Here is an 18,889-nt window from a genome sequence, read left to right as displayed (position 1 = left end):
CGGATTTTTTTTCGTCTTTATCACAAGGAAATGTTAAATTTGCACGATTATTGATGTATAAAACTTATGGCTGATTTAACACAACAAGAATGGACATCCCAATTAGCTGCTGATGATAATGCAGTAATATTGGACGTGAGAACACCTGAAGAAGTTGCATTGGGAATTATACCCAACGCCATTACTATTGATATATATAAAGGTCAAGGATTTATCAACGAAGTTCAAGAACTGGATAAGTCTAAAAACTATTATGTGTATTGTAAAGCGGGTGCTCGAAGCGGTCAGGCTTGTAGTGTAATGAATCATTTAGGTTTTAAAAACACGTATAATCTTATTGGAGGCATTACCGAATGGTCAGGAGAAATGACTTCAATATAAAAATCAATCAAAATGAAAACTAAGGTACTAATTTACTGTTTTGCGCTTTTTGCATTTACTTTAAGCTGCAAAGAAGAGACACAAAATGAACTAACTAAGAGTGAAATTAAAATAGTGTCTCCCGAAGAAATAGATTCACTGTTAGAACTTGAAGATGTTCAGTTAGTGGATGTTCGAACACCTGAAGAATACAAGGAAGGCTTTATAAAGCATTCACAAAATATCGATTTTAGATCATCTACTTTTGATGAGGATATTGTAAAGCTCGATAAAACTAAACCAGTAATCGTTTATTGCAAATCAGGCAAACGTAGTGCTCAGTGTTCTAAAAAACTGAAAGAGGCTGGATTTGTCAAGATTTATGATCTTAAAGGCGGAATTACCCAATGGAAATTTAAAGGGTATGAAATAGAAACCTATCAATAAAACAAATTAACCGAACTAAATGTTCGGTTTTTTTATGTCTGATTACTTAGGATACTAATGATATCTTAATACAGTCGTATAATCTCTTTGTTTTTTTTAAATTAGCGTCTTTCAAACCCTAATTATTTCTGATGAAGAACTTAATTCTTACGTTATGTAGTTTGGTTGTGTTTTCAATGACTTCCACGGCTCAAGTATTTAAACCTGTGAAATGGAATACTTCAGTAGAGAAAATATCTGATAACGAATATGATCTTATTTCTACAGCAACAATAGATAGTGGTTGGCACTTATACTCTCAGAATGTACCAAAAAATGGACCAATTCCTACTACATTTCAGTACAAAGCTAATGCAGATTATGAACTGAGTGGGTCAACTTCGGAAGGTGAGGGACATACAGTAGACGATCCTGTGTTTCAAATGCAAATAAAGTTCTTTGAAGATAAAGCAGAGTTCAGACAACGTATTAAAGTACTAAATCAGGAATTATCTCTTGTTGAAGGGGAAGTTGAATTTATGGTTTGTGATGATGAAAAGTGCCTACCACCAAATTATGTTGATCTTAATTTCAATTTAAAAGATAGCGAAGCTCCTGATGATGAGGCGGTATTATCTCCGTTTGGAATATCTGACGATACTTCAAAGATCCTGGAACCTGTCAAATGGAAGGCATCGGTTGAAAAAGTTTCAGATACCGAATACATTCTGGTATCTAAAGCAACTATAGATGATACTTGGAAACTCTATTCTCAGAGTGTTCCTGAAGGCGGACCAATTCCAACCGAATTTGTATATGAGTTACCTGAAGGTGCTGAGCTTTTAGGTGATACTTCTGAAGAGAAAGGAAAGGAAGTTGAGGATAAGGTTTTTAAAATGAAGATCAAATTCTTTAAGAATTCGGCAGAGTTTAGACAACACATTAAACTTTCTGATCCAGCTGTAACTAAAGTAAATGCAGAGGTTGGATTCATGGCGTGTGATGATACTCAATGCCTGTCTCCAAGCTATGTCGATTTAATTTATGATCTTACTAAAAGCACTAAAGTTTCAAAAGCTACTAAAGCCACGTCATCAAATGATGATGACAAAGATGAAGGTAAAAGCTACTGGTCTATATTTATTATTGCATTCTTTTCTGGTTTTGCAGCATTATTAACACCTTGCGTGTTTCCTATGATCCCAATGACGGTTAGTTTTTTTACTAAACAAAGCCAATCGAAAGCTGCTGGAATTAGAAATGCTATTATTTACGGACTTTCGATTATTGTGATTTATGTACTTCTAGGTATTTTAGTGAGTTTGATTTTTGGACCATCAGCACTAAATGCTCTATCTACTAACGTTTGGTTTAATATCATCTTCTTTGTACTCTTGCTTGTTTTTGCAATTTCATTTCTTGGAGCTTTTGAAATTGTATTACCAAATTCATGGGCGAATAAAGCCGACAGACAAGCCGATAGAGGAGGTCTTGTTGGTATCTTTTTTATGGCATTGGCATTAGCCATTGTATCTTTTTCCTGTACAGGACCAATTGTAGGTACTTTGTTAGTTGAAGCTGCTTCTGGCGGAAGTCAGATGGGACCAATTATTGGAATGTTAGGATTTTCACTGGCCATTGCATTACCGTTTGGGTTGTTTGCAGCATTTCCAGGATGGATGAATTCATTACCTAAATCCGGAGGTTGGTTAAATACAGTAAAAGTGGTATTGGGTTTTTTAGAATTAGCATTGGCATTTAAATTCTTATCTAATGCCGATCTGGTGTCTCAATGGCATATATTAGAGCGTGAGGTGTTTATAGCGATATGGATTGCTATTTTTGGTGCCTTGTCACTGTATCTTTTGGGAAAGATCCAGTTGCCTCATGATTCACCTTTAAAACATATTTCCGTAGGAAGATTATTATTTGGTCTATTGACACTGTCGTTTACTATTTATATGATTCCTGGACTTTGGGGAGCGCCATTAAATTTAATCAGTGCATTTCCGCCACCATTAGATTATAGTGAATCACCTTATGGTGTTGGAAATTCAAAAGGGGGAGGTAGTTCTGCGAGTCATCAAGACTTGCCAGACGGAGGACATTTATTAGCACCTCATGATATTTTGGCGTTTAATGACTATGAAAAGGGCTTGGCTTATGCTAAACAAGTTGATAAACCTGTGATGATTGATTTTACTGGTTGGGCTTGTGTGAATTGTCGTAAAATGGAACAAAATGTTTGGGTAGAACCTGAGGTATTATCTAAACTGAAAAATAATGTGGTTTTAATATCGTTATATGTTGATGATAAACGAAAGCTTTCTGAAAGTGAGATTACAGATTCTAAACTAAAACCCGGAAAAAAACTAAAGTACATTGGTCAGAAATGGAGTGAACTACAAACCATAAAGTATAAGACCAATACACAACCATTTTATGTGCTTATGGATCATAATGAAGAGAATCTCACCGATCCGGTAGGTTATACTCCTGATGCTGACGAGTACCTGAGTTGGTTGTCGTCTGGTATTGAGAATTTTAAGAAGTAATTTTTGAAAAAAATTCTTGTCATATGGTTACTATTACCCTGTCTATGTATATCTCAAAATGATAACTTAGATTCTTTCTTTTATAAAGATGAAAATGGATTGGTATTCCTAACTGATATGTTCTATGACTATTTTCATGCAGAAGGAGAAATAACTGATGAACAAAAGCAAATTATGAAAAAGGCTTTGAAGGTGCATCAGAATTATATTAGTTCAAATAATTCAACAACGTCTGAAAAAATCAGATCTTATAAACAGCTTTTGGATTATAGTGGTTATTTGAATCAGGAAACAGAAATGTACTCTGAGGCTATTTATGATCTTATATCAAACGACATTAGGTATAAAATACATCTTTTTGATGTCGTACACAATTTAGTGACAAATTATAATTCACAGGGGAAATACAAAGAGTCTTTACAAATACTTGATAAGCATAGAGAGGTACTAGAGAACCATAAAAATTTCACTTGCGGTGTGGGAGCTAGAGTTCATTACAATAAGCTAGGGATGTTGTTTTTTGATACTTACCAAAACCTCAATTATGTAGATGAACAGGTGTATTATGGTTTCAAATACTTATTAAACAATAAAGTGTATTCTAACAAACTTGTTGAGTTAATCGCGACTCAATACTCCAAAGAGGATTTACAAAAAGCATTTAAAGCATTGGATAGTAGCTTTGTCGAGCAACCTAATAAGTTTAACTCATATTTTAAGTTTTTAGATTATAAGATAGGTGTTGATGGTGTTTCTGGTATTTTCAGATATCATAAAAAATCGGTAAGCGAACAGTTAAAGACTATTTGGTTTTATAAATCTCTATCTGCTTATCTTTCAAAATAAACATCTTCAAATGGCACTCTAAACCGAGGTCCATAGATGCCCTTGTCTTCGTTTCTGATACCACAACCAATAACCATATTGATTTCTGATCCTCGTGGTAAAGACAGGACCTGTTTGACTCTTAAGGTGTCACTACCTTCCATAGGACATGTGTCATAACCAATAGCCGACATGCTAAGCATAAAATTTTCAGCAGCTAATGCAGCACTTTTATGTGCCACAATTCTCATATCGCTTAATCGTGTTTGACGATATATAGGTCTGAATAATCCAACTATCTGAAACGCTAGATATTTTATGAAACCTAAAATTCCGAAGAGATCAGTATAGATGGTTGGGATAACCTTTGTGTAATAATTCATCGCCATTTTTTTGCGCTTTAGCCATTTTTCGTCAAGGTCGGGTTTGCTATAGATTTCATCGAGGAAAGCAACATTTGCTTTGGCACGTTTTCGCCATAAATCTTTCCTTGTGACTACAACAACCAATTGTTTAGCTGTTTTGGCTGCATTTTGATTAAAACAAGCTTTTGATAGTTTCTCCAAAGTCTCGGCGTCGGTAATGTGGTAGAATTCCCATAATTGTAAATTACTACTGGTTGGCGCTAATGAGGCATTATAAAGACACTGTTTTACTTTTTCGGTATCAATAGGGTCATCTTTATATACTCTTGTTGATCGTCTGTAATGTATTGCTTCAGTAACTGTTTTTTCCATATTGATTTAGATCTGTAACCATTTTTCTAATACGTCTTTTTTTGGATTGCGTAATTTTTTAGAACCAATAGTTATGGTTGGGAAGTTAAGCTTTTTATTTTCATAAAGACCACGCAGTTGTTCTGCATGGTCTTTATTGGTTTCTACATCTAAAAACTCATAAGGTAATTTGGTCTCATCTAATAATTTTAGATAATATTGCGTTTTATGGCAACGACTTGTTCCATAGAGTTTTATTGTTGGAATGTCTATTTTGGACATCTTAGGCCTTTCAGGTTACACTGGTTTTTAACTTATCGGCATGTAATTGTCTCAGTTTAGCCAGTTTTGGAGTAATCACAAAACTACAGTACCCTTGAGATTGGTTATTGGCATAGTAATTTTGATGAGCAGCTTCGGCTTCAAAGAAAGTGTCTAAAGGACTAATCTCTGTCACAATAGGCATATCATAATAAGATGCCAATTCATTAATCACGACTTCAGCGACTTCTTTTTGGTGTTCATCGTTATAGAAAATCACAGAGCGATACTGCGTACCAACATCTGCACCTTGACGATTCAATGTTGTAGGATCGTGACTGGTCATGAAAATAACAAGTAAATCTTCCAAAGAAATAATACTAGGATCAAAAGTGACCTGAACTACTTCGGCATGCCCAGTTAAGCCAGAACACACTTCTCTGTACGTTGGTCTTCCTGGAACTGTTCCTCCACTATAACCAGAGACAACCTTTTCTACACCTTTGACTTCATTGTAAACTGCTTCAATACACCAAAAGCATCCAGCACCAACAGTAATTTGTTGAAATGTTTTGTCTTTCATTAGTTTTTCTCCTCTACTTTTGAATCTAATTGCATAGATTCAGAATTTATACAATAACGCAACCCGCTCGGTTCTGGTCCATCAGGAAATACGTGACCCAAATGGCCGTCACAGGTGTTGCACATAACTTCTACCCGAACCATGCCAAAAGACGAGTCTTTTTCATATTTGATTGCATTGGGTTTGATGGGTTGTGTGAAGCTTGGCCAACCAGTTCCAGATTCAAATTTAATGGTAGAATCAAATAAAGGTGTGTCACAACAAATACAGTTATACTTGCCTTCATCATAAATACTACATAACTCACCACTGTGTGCGCGTTCTGTACCTTTTTGACGTGTGATTCTAAATTGCTCTGAGGTTAATTGTTGACGCCATTCAGCGTCTGTTTTTTCAACTCTACGATCTGGAATAGGGTTTCCGTTTACGGCGAAGTTGATGACTTCTTTCCATGTTAACATAGTGTTTTGTCCTTTCGTTTTTAGTTAATAATTCTATGTTTATAAGGTCTATTATTGGTCGTGAAAACTATAATTTTCTTACAGATTTTTTAATAAAAAACCCAATAACCAAAGTTATTGAGTTTTCATGTCTATTCAAAGACTTTATTCTTTATTGTATTAGTAATTATGGTTTATTGAAAATAAAAATAGGATACCATAATAGCGACTACTAATAATGCTAGAACACTCGATATAAAACGTGCTCCAAATATTGTTTTTTTGTCTTTTTGTAAAATATAATCTCTTCTCTTTTCATTTTTCTCTTTTATAAATTTCATTTGATTATGTGTTTAAATTAGTAATTTATTCTATTTAATATACCGTATTTATTAGGGTTTTCATAATTTTTGAACTGCTTTAACAAAATTATAAAGGTATTTATTAATGAATGTTAAAGTTTCGCATGTATGTTATGAAACTTTAAAAAGTTAACGAGTAAAACATCGATTTTGTAATTCTTTTCGTATATAAATGGTACTCTAGATTAAATCTTATTTATGAAATTCTCTTTAAAGTCGGTTTGGCTTAAACGCATTTTGATAGCTACATTAACAGGCTTGTCTTTAATCTTATTGTTCTGGTTTTCGGTTTATATCGGACTTTGGGGAGCATTACCTTCCGAAGAGGAGTTAAGCGATATAAAACAAGCTGAAGCATCATTGCTTTTGGATGCTGATAGTGAGTTGTTAGGTAAGTATTTTATTTTTGATAGACAAACTGTTACGTACGAAGAACTTCCAAAACATCTGGTAGACGCTTTAGTTGCTACTGAAGATGTTCGATTTTATAACCATGACGGCGTAGACTACAGAAGTTTTTTACGTGTGTTTTTTAGATCCATTTTGCTTCAAGATAATTCAGGTGGTGGTGGAAGCACTATTAGTCAGCAACTTTATAAAAATATTTATGGAAGAGAAAACCATGGTATATTCTCTATGCCTGTAAATAAAGTGAAAGAGATGATAGGTGCACGTCGTTTTGAGAATATATATTCAAAAGAGGACATTATTGCGCTATATTTAAATACGGTACCTTTTAGTGAGAATGTCTTCGGAATAGAAAGTGCCTCACAACGTTTTTTTAACACTAAAGTTGAAGACCTAAATTTAGCTCAAGCTGCTACATTAATTGGAACCCTAAAAGCTCCTCATGGATATAATCCAAGATTGTTTCCGGAACGTTCTCAGCTAAGGCGAGATGTGGTTTTGCAACAAATGGAAAAGTATGGATATATTGATTCAAATACTAAAACTGAAACTAGCCAAATTCCATTAACAATAGATTACCAAAAATTTAGTCATAAAGACGGCGTAGCGCCCTATTTCAGAGAAAAAATCCGAATGGAGGTGAAACATCTTTTAGATAGCCTCAACACAGCAACCAGCACAACGTACAATCTCTACAAAGACGGATTAAAAATTTACACTACTCTTGATATTGATATGCAACGCTATGCCGAAACAGCTATGAAGCAACACATGTCAGCATTGCAAGCTCAATTTGAAAAGGCCTACGGAAAAAATGCTCCATGGCTTAAGAATGCATCTCTTATTGATAAGCGCGTAAAGCAATTAAAACTTTATAAAGCATTAGAAAAGAAAAAATGGAGTCATCAACAAATTATGGACAGCTTGAATACCAAAGGCAATGTCAGTTTGTTTTCATGGAATGGCGAGTTTGTTAAAGAAGCCTCTGCTATTGATAGTTTGAAACATATGATGAAGTTTTTAAATACTGGTTTTGTTGCAGTTGATCCAGGATCTGGAGCTATTAAGGCTTATGTTGGAGGTATAGATTTTGAACATTTTAAATACGACCATGTATCTGTTTCAAAACGTCAGGTTGGATCCACATTCAAACCTTTTGTGTATACTGCAGCTCTAGAGAAAGGTATAGAGCCCTGTACCTACTATCCGGTTAAGGAGGTCACCTATACTAATCAGAAAGATTGGACACCTACTAATGGAGGAGAACAAGAAGAAGACCGACATCTCAACTATTCATTAGAGAAAGCTATCAGCGAGTCTGTAAATACAATTGCAGTAAAAGTATTAGAGGATGTTGGAATTGACCCAGTAATCAATCAAGCTCGAAAAATGGGAGTCACGTCAAGATTACCAAAAGTACCATCTCTAGCATTAGGAACGGCTGAGTTGTCTATGTTGGAGCTCATAGGAGCCTATAGCAGTTATGTAAATGCAGGCCGTAAATCCTTACCATTTTATATCACAAAGATTGAAGATAAATCTGGCGCCATCATTTATGAGCATTCAAAAGCTAAAGCGTTGCCTGTTGCATTTTCAGAGGACACAAGACAGGCTATGATCGAAATGATGAAATCAACGATCAATACTGGAACAGCGAAGCGTATTCGTTCACGATACGGACTTCAAAATGATCTGGCAGGAAAAACAGGTACAACACAGAATAATAAAGATGGATGGTTTGTAGGGATAAGCCCGAAATTGGTCATGTTGTCGTGGGTAGGACATGATGATCACAGAATTGGCTTTAGTCATACTTCCATTGGACAAGGAGCTAATTCGGCATTGCCAATTGCAGCACTGTTTTTAAAGCAGATTAATGACGATAAGCAATTTAATGGTATTACACGTGCTAAATTTGAAGAGCCATCAGATGCTGTGAAACAAGCTCTAGCATGTGAGGATGAAAAGCGTGATGGGTTTTTGAAGCGTTTGTTTAAAAAAGATCGAAAAGAACGCGAATTCGATATTGAGTCCGAAGAAAAGCCAGAAAAAAAGAAAAGAGGGCTGTTTGGGTTTTTAAAGAAGAAGGATAAAAAAGAAAGCAAAGATTAATAAACATCTCTCCAAAAATACGTAGTTCTACGTATTGAATTTTGTTCTATATAATTGTAGGTTTATAACTTTCAATTAACTGTTGTCCCGCGGCTATATTATTAGCATTTAGCCTACGCTAATTTTAAAACCCTCTTTGATGAACAAAAAAAATCCCTCTAAAGAATCTAAGAATAGAATTTTTGATCCTGCACAAAAGAAATGGGTTAATACTTGGGTTGAAAATAGTAATAATACTATGAGTGGCCTATGGGATGCCACTATGAAAGAAGATAGTTCTATAGAAATGCATGATGGTACTAGGCAATGGGTAATTGTGTTTTATAATATTACAAAAGATACTTTTGACTGGAAATGGGATTATTTGCAAGCTGATGGTACTATGAAAACTGTCTCTAAAATAAAAGCTAAAAGAAATACAAGCAATAATTAAACAAATTAGCTACTTAGGTTTATTGTTCAAGTCCTTTTTTAAAGTTATAAACGAGATCAGTGAGCATGCTCAAATATTTTAAATTAAACTAATATTTGATTTTATATTCACTCATTACATCTTTCTCTGCACGGTTATCAATTCTTTTACTGGCATCACAGAGAATGTATTCATTCTATAAAATACCATAAAACAAAAGGTATGTGGCGAATGCGTTAATATTGAAATGATTCAAGTTAAGACTAATTCCTGAAGTGACTTACTTTTGAAATGAATCAAAAAATTATACAAAGATGTCACTATTAACTATCATTTTAAGTCTTTTGCTGCCGCCTTTGGCTGTGGCCTTAAAACATGGCTTGGGAACTGAATTTCTAATTAGTTTATTATTAACGCTTATTGGATGGTTACCAGGTGTCATCTATGCATTTTATATTAACAGTAAATAAGATAAAACAATGGAAAATATATTAGTAGCAGGCGCTAATGGTAGCACTGGAAAAAAAGTAGTAAATCTTTTAAAATCATCTCAATACTTCAATCCCATTGCAATGGTAAGAAAAGAAGAGCAACAGAAACAGTTTGAGACTGAAGGTATTGATGTAGTGCTTGCCGATTTAACTAAAGATTTGACATCTGCAGTTAAAGATGTTGATAAGGTTGTTTTTGCAGCTGGATCTGGTGGAGAAAATGTAGTAGAAGTTGATCAGGAAGGCGCAAAGCGATTAATGGCAGTATCCAAAATGGCTAATGTCAAGCGTTTCGTAATGTTAAGTTCTATGGGAGCAGACCATCCTGAAAAAGCAGATGAACTTAAAGCGTACTTACAGGCTAAACATAATGCAGATGAACATCTTAAAGAAAGCGGACTCAAGTACACTATTGTAAGACCAGGAACTTTAAATGATTCCGAAGGTAACAGTAGAATAGAATTAAAAGAGAAACTGAATAAACGTGGTGAAATTAGCAGAGCAGATGTTGCACAAACCTTAGTGAAATCACTTCACGATGATGCACCATACAACGTCACCTTTGAAATACTAGAAGGCGATACCTTAATAGGAGAAGCTATGACGAATTTAAATGCTAATGTTATCTAGGGTGACCTATAATTACAGAAAAAAGCAAAAAAATTCAATTCAATATTAATTATTAAAAAATAAACATGGAAAATTTAAATAAAAAGACAGTAGCAATATTAGCAACAAACGGATTTGAAGAAAGCGAACTAAGAGCGCCTAAAATGGCTTTGGAAGCTGCAGGCGCAGACGTGCATATCGTATCATTAGAATCTGGTGAAATAAAAGGTTGGGCAGATGGTAATTGGAGTAATTCGTACAAAGTAGATAAAACTTTAGACGAGGTAAACCAAAAGGACTATAATGCCTTAATGTTGCCTGGCGGACAAATTAATCCAGATATATTAAGAAAGAATGATGCTGCTGTTGCATTCGTAAAATCATTTTTCGAAAATCACAAACCTGTCGGAGCCATTTGTCATGCACCTTGGTTACTAGCTGAAGCTAATGTATTAAAAGATAGAAAAATCACATCGTATAGCTCGATCAAAACAGATATGATGAATGCTGGAGCAAATTGGGTAGATGAAGAGGTTGTTGTAGATGAAGGCTTAGTAACTAGTAGATGTCCAGATGATTTGCCTGCATTTAATGCAAAATTGGTAGAAGAGGTCTATGAAGGTAAGCATGAAGAGCAAGTAGCCTAATAACTATAATTGCTAAAAAAGAAATTTAGAGATGTCATTGGCATCTCTTTTTTTTATGGAAACTGATATACTCAATTGTTGATTATCAATTGATCAGCCATTTTGAAAGTCTTGATTTAATTAGTTACAAATACGTTTGGGATTTGTCTATATTTGCCGCTTTGTATTTAACATTAAAAACTAAAACAAACATGAAATTATTAAAGTTCAATTTTATTGCATTATTCATTATCGCTGGTTTAGGTCTTACCTCTTGTAGTTCAGACGACGATAATTCATCTACTGCCGATGATACTTATATCAGATTTACGATTGATGGTACAAACTACAACTTCACAAATATAGCCACTGCTCAATCTTTGTCAATTACACTCAACGGAAATAATGGTGCAGATTTTTCAGATCCTGGAGATACGCAAATATCAATTTGGCTTCCATTAGCTCTGGAAACTGGAACTTTTGATGTAGAAGAAGGTTTTGATTCTGATTATCAGGTGTCGTTTACTTCAGATCCAATGGGATTTGATTTTGACTTTGCTAACGACGGAACAATCACATTAACCCAAACCACAGGCGAATATATTGAAGGAACCTTTACTGCTACGATTACTAATGATAATAGCACTACAATTACTTTAGAAAATGGTGAATTTAGAGGTTTAACTATCGAATAAGTTAAGTTATAATTTTACATCAGACTGGTACACCATGTGCACGTTGAACGTGTGATACATACGAGTAGTAATCTATATCAACTGTCTGTAAAATAAAAGCTCTCCTTCGCGCAAGGCTTCGGAGAGCATAGGTGGAGTCGGAGAGATTAGCTTCGCTGTTCTCAGTTACTCACATGCTGTAAATGTAGCTTCATATTTTACATCTTTAAACAATACCATCAAAGAAGTCTTTTATTTCTAAATGCAATACCTGAACCAGATTTAAGATAACGCTCAAAGTCATATGCTTGCTTTTTATTGATAAAGTAAGATATATAAACTAGTTTCGTAGGTTGCTTATCTTTAGTATAATGAACTTCTTTGTTTCTATGAGCTATCAATCTGTTATTAATATTAGTCGTAAAGCCTGTATAATAAGTGTTGTTAGCACATAATAGAATGTAGACAGCATATGGAGGTATCATTGAGAATATTTTCTATAAATATAGTAAATATTAAAAGATAGACAAGTCCAACGCACATCTTCGCTAAACCTATGATGTATTGCGGTGATATTTTGAATATAGAATATTGAGATTATGGACGAGTCCACCGCACTACTGCGCTCTTCATGAATTCAGAGCTACGAAGTACTGTGATTTTTTTAGAATTAAAAATAGATTATGGACGGGTCCACCGTAGCTCTTCGCTTGATAATCATGAATTGTAATTGGTGTAAAAATCGGTCTTTAAAAAGAAAAAGCTCTCCTTCGCGCAAGGCTTCGGAGAGCGTAGGTGGAGTCGGAGAGAATCGAACTCTCGTCCAAACAAGCTATTAAAGAGCTTTCTACACGCTTATTCTTTCATTAGATTTTCGATGCTGAGCTGGCAAAAGACAACCTACTCAACACTTAGCTTCTTAATCTCGAAAGTGCATCAAAGCGCTACACGATCTAAGTTAATATTTACGATGCCTCTAAATAGAACGCCATTAACCAAGGCTTTCTGGAGACATTTAGCTTTCCTACCTAGTAGGACGAGGCTTAATCTTACTGTAATTCAGATTATGCAGCTAAAGCGTAGTTATTCTCGCCGTTTAAAATTTGGTCTAGCCTTTAACGTGTATCAATGCCATTACACGACGTGCTTACCGTTTAATGAGTCTCGCTGTCAAAACCAGTCGACCCCTTTGGTAATTTTTATTTTTGGCGTTTCCCTCTTTCGTCAAGACTTCAGAGGATCAGGCTTTCGGTAGTCGCTCTCTGCGAGGAGCTCCAACAATACCTCAATCCTTAACGCACTTCTCTGAAGTTTTAAGCTTAAGTGCTCTGTAGCTTCAGCGAAGGAGTGCGAAATTACTAAAAATATTAACTCAAAAGCTATACCAATCTTGTTTTATCATTCTGTTAAGAAAAAATGTCAGTATTTTTTTTAAATTATAGAAAAGATTAAAACTATGATTAAAGAAGGAACACATGTAAAATGGAAATGGGGAAACGGAACAGCAACTGGTAAAGTTCAGGAGACTTACACTACAAAAGTAACTAAAACCATTAAAGGTAGTGACGTTACCAGAAATGGAGAAGGAGGAAATAAAGCCTTATATATTAAACAAGATGATGGCGATTATGTTTTGAAAAGCGAAAGTGAAGTCGAACGTAACGATTAATTTTAAATCAATATCCTGCTTGTGAAAGCCATAAAATCAGCTTATTTTCGTGGAAAATTTTCCATATGAAATTCGGAATTATCAGAGAGCGTAAAAATCCACCAGATAGACGTGTGGTATTTTCACCCGAAAAACTAGCAGAAGCGAAAGCTAAATATCCTCAAGCAGAATTTGTTGTAGAATCTTCAGATATTCGCGTATTTCCAGATGAGGCTTATCGTCATTTTGGGTTTGACGTTACTAACGATCTTTCCGATTGTGATGTATTAATCGGTGTCAAAGAAGTACCGCTTGAGCATTTAATTCCGAATAAAAAATATTTCTTCTTTTCGCATACCATCAAAAAACAACCTTACAACCGAAAGTTATTGGTTGAAATGCTTAACAAAAATATTGAAATGTATGATCACGAAACCATTATCAAGCAAAATGGTGCACGATTGATAGGTTTTGGTCGCTATGCAGGATTGGTTGGTGCCTACAACGGATTTCGAGCATTAGGACTAAGAGATGGATTATTCGAATTGCCTAAAGTAGAAACGCTTGCTGATCTCGATGCCGTTAAGGCAGAGCTGGACAAGATTACCTTACCTAACATTAAAATCGTATTGTCTGGAACAGGTAAAGTGGCTATGGGAGCCAAAGAGATTCTAGATCATCTTCAAATTAAAGAAGTTAGTGATGCCTTGTATTTAACATCGCAATTTACCGAACCTGTATATTGCATGATTGATGTGATGGAATACAGCAAACGAATTGATGGTAAGGTTGGTGATAAGTTTGAATTCTATAAAGATCCGTCAGGCTACGAAAGTAATTTTATGCCTTATGCTAAAGAAACCGATATGTTTATTGCTGGTCATTTCTATGGTGATGGTGCACCTTTTATTTTTACACGAGAAGATGCTAAACATCCCGACTTCAGAATCAATTTAGTAGCAGATATCTCCTGTGATATTGATGGGCCAGTGGCTAGCACAATTAGGCCATCAACGATTGCTGATCCATTTTATGGTTATGATCCACATACTGAAATCGAAGTGGCTTTTGACGCTGATGAAGCCATTACTGTTATGGCTGTAGACAATTTGCCTTGTGAACTTCCAAAAGATGCCAGTGAAGGCTTTGGAGAGATGTTCTTAGAACATGTGATTCCTGCATTTTTTAATGAGGACCAACATGGTGTTTTGAAGCGTGCTAAAATCACAACTTCAGATGGTAAACTCACTGAGCGTTTTAAGTATTTACAAGATTATGTTGATGGTTATTAGTTGGTAATTTCATTGCCTATATTTTGAATAGCTATTTGGATCTCTGGTGATAGTTCAAAAAAACCTCTTTGATCTGGTGTGTCAAATCCACTGGGTAGTAAATACGAAATTAATGCAATCACATCGTTTTCTGATTTAGCTAAACTGTAATAACTGTTGGCCATTGAAATTAAAACAGATTCGTCTAAACCTGCATCTGTGTAAAAATCTAGCCACTGGGATTCCATAATAATGACTAGTTTTTGATTTGCATTGGTGCGTTTAGATTTAATAAGTTCTAGACGTTGTAAATACTCTAGGTCATTTTTAGGATCTATGGTCCCGTAGCGATCAAAACCAATCCAATCAATATTATCTGTAATCTCTAATTGATCAATTGCATCAGGAGCTTCAATTACCATCAGAGGAATATCTGGAAACCTAGTTTTTATTGTTTCTGCAATTGTGGCTAGATCATTCATATTCATCTGGTTCCAAGCAGGTTCATCGGCAAAATCAAAGGCTGCGACAATTTCCGAAGACAAAAAACCATTATTTGTAGCCCAAATATTGAAAAGTGTTTGGTAGTTTTCTAACAATTCGTAACGAAAACCAGATGGTGAATTACTATCGAGAATAGCATTGATAAATAAACCCTGTAAGTGGATGATGACCTTATTGTTGTTCAATATATTTTCTGTGACTCGAGATTCAAGACTATTCAAATCTTCAGGGCACATATCAATCAAATTTACAAAGTCATCTACCTGATTAGTAAAATTTGTCCCACAGTCAGTAATAGCAAAACCAAAATACTTTAGATGAGATTCGGGTATGCGATTAGAATGCTCATTGTTAGAACAGGTAAGACAAAGAAGTATTAGTATGATCAAATGTTTAACTTTCATTACCATATAGACGTTACTTGATCAATTTTGGTTACAACTATTTAAATGGGATAGTATTCTACAACTTTAGAAGTATCATCATTAAGGTTTAAATAGAAATAGTGCATTTGATCTTTCTTATTAAATTTGCCATTATTATCTGAGTCTTCTATACTTTTAAAGAATAGCGTATTGGCTTCTAATATGATTTTCCAATTGACCATATCTTGAAGATTAGGAGATAGTTTTCTAAATGAGGAACCATCTAGATTACTAATATATAGTGTTTTTATATCCTTGAAATTATACTCTCCATCTGCATTGGTATCTTTATCAATAACGTCATATAATAAGTAATCATTACCTGTAGTTTTGTAAATATTACGTAGAAATAAAATCGATCTTATACTCAGAGTACGATTAGTCAATGAATTTAACTTGTTAGAGTTAATGTTTTGAAATTTTAGGTTTGAAATGTCACCAGTAATTCTATCACCATGACTATTTGAAACACCATTCATTTCTGAATAGGAGTCAGATCTATAGCTACCATATTCAGAATACTCAGATTTATTTCTACTGAGTACATAGCTTCCAATAGGATGAATCATGACATCTGTACTATCAATATGAATTGGTAAATCTGCTATAGTTACAGTCTTAATGTCGTTTTTAGTTTCAGTTTTGTTATCAACATCATTTACAACTTTTCTATTGTCACGTTTAGTACATGCTGAAAATGAAATAATGATGATGAGAATTGTAATTAATTTTTTCATTGTTTTAAATTTTAGAATTTGAGAATGCTTTTAACATCCAATAGGTTATGGCTAAAAAAGCACCAAACGTCAATGTGAATATCCAGGCTTCAAGATTGGGTTCAAATAAAAGGTTAATACTATCTGAAAAAAGATTTAAAGGATTGTTTATGATTTCCCAGGAATTATATCGTAGAAATCGTCCAAGATAGATTCCAAAGGCAGTTAAGCCAAAAATAGAAACTAGTATAGGAATGATGAACTTAACGTTTAATTGTTGTTTTAGAAGTTCTTCCATATCAGATAGCGATAAGAAAAATAGAATCAATCCGTTTAAAGCGAAAGATGTAATGACTAGTACATCTAGCCAAAGTAAATGAGGTTTACTGTTGGTAAGATGAAGTAAATCGGTAACAATGTATGGTGCATTTGGTAAGAAAAGTATCCAAGCGCTAAACGATATAAAAAAGGAGAATTTATTTGCTTTTGGTCTACTTGTTAGTCCTGTAGTTATTGCAAAAGGGATGATAGCCAAAAATAGATTCCACACTAAAAATAGCAGGTAAAAAGAGTGGTGGAGTTTCATTCTAATCATTAATAGCACGATACTCAATGCCATTGAAATGGTTAATAATGATAAGATTTTAAACCGATTGAGAATTAATGTTTTTATGGTTTCCATGTGATACAGATATATTTATCAATTAAAAAAATAGTAATGACACCTAAAGTATAGGCGATGAGGTCTGAGATATGAAATGTACTTCCTAATACAATTACAGCAAGTTCATTGTCTCTGAGATTTAAATAATCTAAAAGATTGAATAGTTGTAAAAACTCAACTAAAAAGGCAAACAAAAGAACAGCGATAGCGACATGTAACGGTTTTGTATCAATAACACTTCTTATAGCGCAATAGATCAAAATAACCACCAGGAAATCTCCAAAGGTATGTCTTATAAAACCTTCGGTTAAAAATGCTGCGATACAGATTTCAGTAGAAAGCAGCAACAGACTTGATGCAAAAAAATATGTATTGAACTTGATGGTCATTTGATTTCTATTTTGTCACCTAGAAATTTAGGAGATACATTAAACAATACATCTATTGAAGCTTTGGCTCTGGCTAGATATTCACGGAGCTGTACTTTGAGTCCGTAACGTCCCTGAACATCTTTAGCATTAAAAGCAATGGCCTTTATGTTATTGTGTTTGGCTAAGTATATGGCACGTTCATTATGAAACTCTTGAGAAATAATAGTAATGGAGTCTTGTCCGAAAATCTCTTTAGCTCTTATCACAGAATCTAATGTTCTAAAACCAGCATAATCTAAAAATATCTTATCCTCAGGAATGCCTTTGGCTATCAGATCCTCCTTAAATGTTGTTGGCTCATCATAAGTCTTTCGTCCATTGTCTCCACTCACTAAAATATATTCTATTTTATTTGCTTTGTAGAGGGCTACGGCTGCATTTATCCGATAGGTGTAATACAAGTTGATATTTCCGTTGGATAAAAATTTAGCAGTTCCCAGAAGCAGGCCTACTTTGTTTTTTGGAATTTTAGAGGTGGAAGTGTAGATTTTACCTTTTGCCTGATAGCTTACCATGTAATTTGTAATCATTAATGCGATCAACAGAAATACAATGAGTAGTAAGAAGAGTTTAAGTTTTTTCATAGGTTTAATGTATGGTATTAACTACAATATTAAAATAGAGTAGTGCAATTGGAATATTAATTAATAGAACTCCAATGGATTTCAAGGTTTTTGCTTTGTTGTTCTTCAGTAGTAAAATGAAGAGTAAGATCAAAACCAACAAACTATTGAATACTACACAGAATAACACATAATAGTATCCAAATATTATAATGACAAAACTATCTTTATCAAAAAGATGTAAGGCAAAAAGCATGGATCCAAAACCAAAAAATACTAAGGTGATCCATATGGTTAATTTAAGTCTATCCATGGCAGTGAAATACTAAGGTTTTAAGTTGTGATCTTGTAAAAATAGCGTCTCTAAAATCATCAATATTAATATGTAATAATTTTTTGTAGTCATAGTGATGAAACGGATTTGACGCTTTTCCTATACAGTACGAGCGATAGTAATATTTATAATAATCAGGCAGTATAATTATGCCTAATATCATAGCGCCATACAAATAGATACTACGTTTGCCGTTCCCGAAACACAGGCACTGTAAAGCAATCTCATCTTCTACTTTTGTTCCATAACCTGTTAGTGTGTGATAAGCATCGTGACGTTCTACTTTGGCAATGAGCTCAAAATTGTTTTGATCTAAAAACTCACCCAAATGTCTGCCAAAAGACGTTTCAGGATAGGTGAGTAGTTCCTCAGTATTAATTCCCCAGGCCTTATGATGTTTGAACATATTGGTGTATATGTTTTGTGAATGTTTAAAGAGCCATTCGATGAATTGTTTTCTCAATGTTTTCATA

The 18,889-nt window shown here is 34.3% G+C and carries 24 protein-coding genes and 1 other RNA gene; 12 read left to right on the top strand and 13 right to left on the bottom strand.

Features of this window, described 5'->3' with window-relative positions; genetic code table 11:
- Positions 1-66: 66 nt before the first annotated feature.
- The 4 genes from Q0951_RS11680 (at position 67) to Q0951_RS11665 (ending at position 4,187) form a co-directional block, all read left to right on the top strand.
- A complete protein-coding gene (locus Q0951_RS11680; RefSeq protein ID WP_299337067.1) occupies positions 67-381 on the top strand; it encodes a rhodanese-like domain-containing protein in 315 nt (104 codons plus the stop codon).
- Positions 382-393: 12 nt separating this feature from the next.
- Positions 394-807 carry a rhodanese-like domain-containing protein gene (locus Q0951_RS11675; protein ID WP_299337065.1) on the top strand — a complete coding sequence of 138 codons (414 nt, stop codon included), beginning with the start codon at positions 394-396 and terminating at the stop codon, positions 805-807.
- Between the two features lie 131 nt (positions 808-938).
- Positions 939-3,341: a protein-disulfide reductase DsbD gene (locus tag Q0951_RS11670; RefSeq protein WP_299337064.1), complete on the top strand. Its 2,403-nt coding sequence runs from the start codon at positions 939-941 to the stop codon at positions 3,339-3,341.
- 3 nt (positions 3,342-3,344) lie between these two features.
- Positions 3,345-4,187: a hypothetical protein gene (locus Q0951_RS11665; protein ID WP_299337062.1), complete on the top strand. Its 843-nt coding sequence runs from the start codon at positions 3,345-3,347 to the stop codon at positions 4,185-4,187.
- On the opposite strand, the gene Q0951_RS11660 is transcribed toward Q0951_RS11665, so the two are convergent.
- The 4 genes from Q0951_RS11660 to msrB are packed head-to-tail and all read right to left on the bottom strand — an operon-like array spanning position 4,172 to position 6,187.
- Positions 4,172-4,903, bottom strand: a complete 732-nt coding sequence (locus tag Q0951_RS11660) for a nitroreductase family protein (protein ID WP_299337060.1) — start codon at positions 4,901-4,903, stop codon at positions 4,172-4,174. The genes Q0951_RS11665 and Q0951_RS11660 overlap by 16 nt on opposite strands.
- 6 nt (positions 4,904-4,909) lie before the next feature.
- The gene (locus Q0951_RS11655) at positions 4,910-5,164 is read right to left on the bottom strand and encodes a glutaredoxin family protein (protein ID WP_299337058.1); all 255 of its coding nucleotides are present in this window, start codon (positions 5,162-5,164) and stop codon (positions 4,910-4,912) included.
- A 10-nt stretch (positions 5,165-5,174) separates the two neighbouring features.
- The gene (msrA, locus tag Q0951_RS11650; protein ID WP_299337056.1) at positions 5,175-5,726 is read right to left on the bottom strand and encodes a peptide-methionine (S)-S-oxide reductase MsrA; all 552 of its coding nucleotides are present in this window, start codon (positions 5,724-5,726) and stop codon (positions 5,175-5,177) included.
- Complete coding sequence (msrB, locus tag Q0951_RS11645; RefSeq protein ID WP_299337054.1) at positions 5,726-6,187, bottom strand: peptide-methionine (R)-S-oxide reductase MsrB; 462 nt, start codon at positions 6,185-6,187, stop codon at positions 5,726-5,728. The genes msrA and msrB overlap by 1 nt, the downstream gene beginning before the upstream one ends.
- Before the next feature lie 539 nt (positions 6,188-6,726).
- On the opposite strand from msrB, the gene Q0951_RS11640 reads away from it, so the two are divergent.
- From Q0951_RS11640 to Q0951_RS11615, 6 genes are all read left to right on the top strand, one after another.
- Positions 6,727-9,048: a transglycosylase domain-containing protein gene (locus Q0951_RS11640; protein ID WP_299337052.1), complete on the top strand. Its 2,322-nt coding sequence runs from the start codon at positions 6,727-6,729 to the stop codon at positions 9,046-9,048.
- Positions 9,049-9,187: 139 nt separating this feature from the next.
- Positions 9,188-9,481: a hypothetical protein gene (locus Q0951_RS11635; protein ID WP_299337050.1), complete on the top strand. Its 294-nt coding sequence runs from the start codon at positions 9,188-9,190 to the stop codon at positions 9,479-9,481.
- Between the two features lie 293 nt (positions 9,482-9,774).
- On the top strand, positions 9,775-9,930 hold the full coding sequence (locus tag Q0951_RS11630) for a YqaE/Pmp3 family membrane protein (protein WP_299337048.1): 156 nt from the start codon (positions 9,775-9,777) through the stop codon (positions 9,928-9,930).
- A 9-nt stretch (positions 9,931-9,939) separates the two neighbouring features.
- Positions 9,940-10,581, top strand: a complete 642-nt coding sequence (locus tag Q0951_RS11625; RefSeq protein WP_299337046.1) for an SDR family oxidoreductase — start codon at positions 9,940-9,942, stop codon at positions 10,579-10,581.
- A 65-nt stretch (positions 10,582-10,646) separates the two neighbouring features.
- Positions 10,647-11,207: a type 1 glutamine amidotransferase domain-containing protein gene (locus Q0951_RS11620; protein ID WP_299337043.1), complete on the top strand. Its 561-nt coding sequence runs from the start codon at positions 10,647-10,649 to the stop codon at positions 11,205-11,207.
- A gap of 191 nt (positions 11,208-11,398) precedes the next feature.
- Positions 11,399-11,881, top strand: a complete 483-nt coding sequence (locus Q0951_RS11615; RefSeq protein WP_299337042.1) for a hypothetical protein — start codon at positions 11,399-11,401, stop codon at positions 11,879-11,881.
- 218 nt (positions 11,882-12,099) lie between these two features.
- Here the strand turns inward: Q0951_RS11615 and Q0951_RS11610 are convergent, their stop codons facing one another.
- Both Q0951_RS11610 and ssrA read right to left on the bottom strand, forming a co-directional pair.
- Entirely contained in the window at positions 12,100-12,345 is a 246-nt protein-coding gene (locus Q0951_RS11610; protein WP_299337040.1) for a GIY-YIG nuclease family protein, read from the bottom strand.
- 308 nt (positions 12,346-12,653) lie between these two features.
- Positions 12,654-13,048, bottom strand: a transfer-messenger RNA (tmRNA) gene (ssrA, locus tag Q0951_RS11605).
- Positions 13,049-13,316: 268 nt separating this feature from the next.
- Here ssrA and Q0951_RS11600 point away from each other — a divergent pair.
- Together Q0951_RS11600 and Q0951_RS11595 are read left to right on the top strand one after the other, a co-directional pair.
- Positions 13,317-13,529, top strand: coding sequence for a DUF2945 domain-containing protein (locus Q0951_RS11600; protein ID WP_299337039.1), 213 nt, complete (start codon positions 13,317-13,319; stop codon positions 13,527-13,529).
- A 65-nt stretch (positions 13,530-13,594) separates the two neighbouring features.
- Positions 13,595-14,800 (top strand): NAD(P)-dependent oxidoreductase, encoded by a 1,206-nt coding sequence (locus Q0951_RS11595; protein WP_299337037.1) that lies wholly within the window; start codon positions 13,595-13,597, stop codon positions 14,798-14,800.
- On the opposite strand, the gene Q0951_RS11590 is transcribed toward Q0951_RS11595, so the two are convergent.
- Genes Q0951_RS11590 through Q0951_RS11560 form a run of 7 tightly spaced genes read right to left on the bottom strand, consistent with a single transcriptional unit; the run spans position 14,797 to position 18,888 of the window.
- A complete protein-coding gene (locus tag Q0951_RS11590) occupies positions 14,797-15,687 on the bottom strand; it encodes a hypothetical protein (protein ID WP_299337036.1) in 891 nt (296 codons plus the stop codon). The two genes, Q0951_RS11595 and Q0951_RS11590, sit on opposite strands and share 4 nt — an antisense overlap.
- 41 nt (positions 15,688-15,728) lie before the next feature.
- On the bottom strand, positions 15,729-16,445 hold the full coding sequence (locus Q0951_RS11585; RefSeq protein ID WP_299337034.1) for a hypothetical protein: 717 nt from the start codon (positions 16,443-16,445) through the stop codon (positions 15,729-15,731).
- 4 nt (positions 16,446-16,449) lie between these two features.
- Complete coding sequence (locus tag Q0951_RS11580) at positions 16,450-17,106, bottom strand: DUF1361 domain-containing protein (RefSeq protein ID WP_299337032.1); 657 nt, start codon at positions 17,104-17,106, stop codon at positions 16,450-16,452.
- Positions 17,094-17,477, bottom strand: coding sequence for a DUF2809 domain-containing protein (locus tag Q0951_RS11575; RefSeq protein ID WP_299337030.1), 384 nt, complete (start codon positions 17,475-17,477; stop codon positions 17,094-17,096). Before Q0951_RS11575 ends, Q0951_RS11580 begins: the two co-directional genes overlap by 13 nt.
- Positions 17,474-18,103, bottom strand: coding sequence for an ElyC/SanA/YdcF family protein (locus Q0951_RS11570; RefSeq protein WP_299337029.1), 630 nt, complete (start codon positions 18,101-18,103; stop codon positions 17,474-17,476). The genes Q0951_RS11575 and Q0951_RS11570 overlap by 4 nt, the downstream gene beginning before the upstream one ends.
- 4 nt (positions 18,104-18,107) lie before the next feature.
- The gene (locus Q0951_RS11565) at positions 18,108-18,395 is read right to left on the bottom strand and encodes a hypothetical protein (RefSeq protein WP_299337027.1); all 288 of its coding nucleotides are present in this window, start codon (positions 18,393-18,395) and stop codon (positions 18,108-18,110) included.
- Positions 18,388-18,888, bottom strand: coding sequence for a Coq4 family protein (locus Q0951_RS11560; protein ID WP_299337025.1), 501 nt, complete (start codon positions 18,886-18,888; stop codon positions 18,388-18,390). Before Q0951_RS11560 ends, Q0951_RS11565 begins: the two co-directional genes overlap by 8 nt.
- Position 18,889: the final 1 nt, after the last annotated feature.

The organism is uncultured Psychroserpens sp. (assembly GCF_947501425.1).
In the GTDB taxonomy this organism is placed as follows: domain Bacteria; phylum Bacteroidota; class Bacteroidia; order Flavobacteriales; family Flavobacteriaceae; genus Psychroserpens.
The sequence above is the reverse complement of the archived record's forward strand: the minus strand, read 5'-3'. Positions and strand labels throughout refer to the sequence as shown.

Bases quoted from the DNA above. Each gene is read 5' to 3' on its own strand.
- Q0951_RS11680 (WP_299337067.1), top strand. From the start codon at position 67: ATGGCTGATTTAACACAACAAGAATGGACATCCCAATTAGCTGCTGAT.
- Q0951_RS11675 (WP_299337065.1), top strand. From the start codon at position 394: ATGAAAACTAAGGTACTAATTTACTGTTTTGCGCTTTTTGCATTTACT.
- Q0951_RS11670 (WP_299337064.1), top strand. From the start codon at position 939: ATGAAGAACTTAATTCTTACGTTATGTAGTTTGGTTGTGTTTTCAATG.
- Q0951_RS11660 (WP_299337060.1), bottom strand. From the start codon at position 4,903: ATGGAAAAAACAGTTACTGAAGCAATACATTACAGACGATCAACAAGA.
- Q0951_RS11655 (WP_299337058.1), bottom strand. From the start codon at position 5,164: ATGTCCAAAATAGACATTCCAACAATAAAACTCTATGGAACAAGTCGT.
- msrA (WP_299337056.1), bottom strand. From the start codon at position 5,726: ATGAAAGACAAAACATTTCAACAAATTACTGTTGGTGCTGGATGCTTT.
- msrB (WP_299337054.1), bottom strand. From the start codon at position 6,187: ATGTTAACATGGAAAGAAGTCATCAACTTCGCCGTAAACGGAAACCCT.
- Q0951_RS11640 (WP_299337052.1), top strand. From the start codon at position 6,727: ATGAAATTCTCTTTAAAGTCGGTTTGGCTTAAACGCATTTTGATAGCT.
- Q0951_RS11635 (WP_299337050.1), top strand. From the start codon at position 9,188: ATGAACAAAAAAAATCCCTCTAAAGAATCTAAGAATAGAATTTTTGAT.
- Q0951_RS11630 (WP_299337048.1), top strand. From the start codon at position 9,775: ATGTCACTATTAACTATCATTTTAAGTCTTTTGCTGCCGCCTTTGGCT.
- Q0951_RS11625 (WP_299337046.1), top strand. From the start codon at position 9,940: ATGGAAAATATATTAGTAGCAGGCGCTAATGGTAGCACTGGAAAAAAA.
- Q0951_RS11620 (WP_299337043.1), top strand. From the start codon at position 10,647: ATGGAAAATTTAAATAAAAAGACAGTAGCAATATTAGCAACAAACGGA.
- Q0951_RS11615 (WP_299337042.1), top strand. From the start codon at position 11,399: ATGAAATTATTAAAGTTCAATTTTATTGCATTATTCATTATCGCTGGT.
- Q0951_RS11610 (WP_299337040.1), bottom strand. From the start codon at position 12,345: ATGATACCTCCATATGCTGTCTACATTCTATTATGTGCTAACAACACT.
- Q0951_RS11600 (WP_299337039.1), top strand. From the start codon at position 13,317: ATGATTAAAGAAGGAACACATGTAAAATGGAAATGGGGAAACGGAACA.
- Q0951_RS11595 (WP_299337037.1), top strand. From the start codon at position 13,595: ATGAAATTCGGAATTATCAGAGAGCGTAAAAATCCACCAGATAGACGT.
- Q0951_RS11590 (WP_299337036.1), bottom strand. From the start codon at position 15,687: ATGAAAGTTAAACATTTGATCATACTAATACTTCTTTGTCTTACCTGT.
- Q0951_RS11585 (WP_299337034.1), bottom strand. From the start codon at position 16,445: ATGAAAAAATTAATTACAATTCTCATCATCATTATTTCATTTTCAGCA.
- Q0951_RS11580 (WP_299337032.1), bottom strand. From the start codon at position 17,106: ATGGAAACCATAAAAACATTAATTCTCAATCGGTTTAAAATCTTATCA.
- Q0951_RS11575 (WP_299337030.1), bottom strand. From the start codon at position 17,477: ATGACCATCAAGTTCAATACATATTTTTTTGCATCAAGTCTGTTGCTG.
- Q0951_RS11570 (WP_299337029.1), bottom strand. From the start codon at position 18,103: ATGAAAAAACTTAAACTCTTCTTACTACTCATTGTATTTCTGTTGATC.
- Q0951_RS11565 (WP_299337027.1), bottom strand. From the start codon at position 18,395: ATGGATAGACTTAAATTAACCATATGGATCACCTTAGTATTTTTTGGT.
- Q0951_RS11560 (WP_299337025.1), bottom strand. From the start codon at position 18,888: ATGAAAACATTGAGAAAACAATTCATCGAATGGCTCTTTAAACATTCA.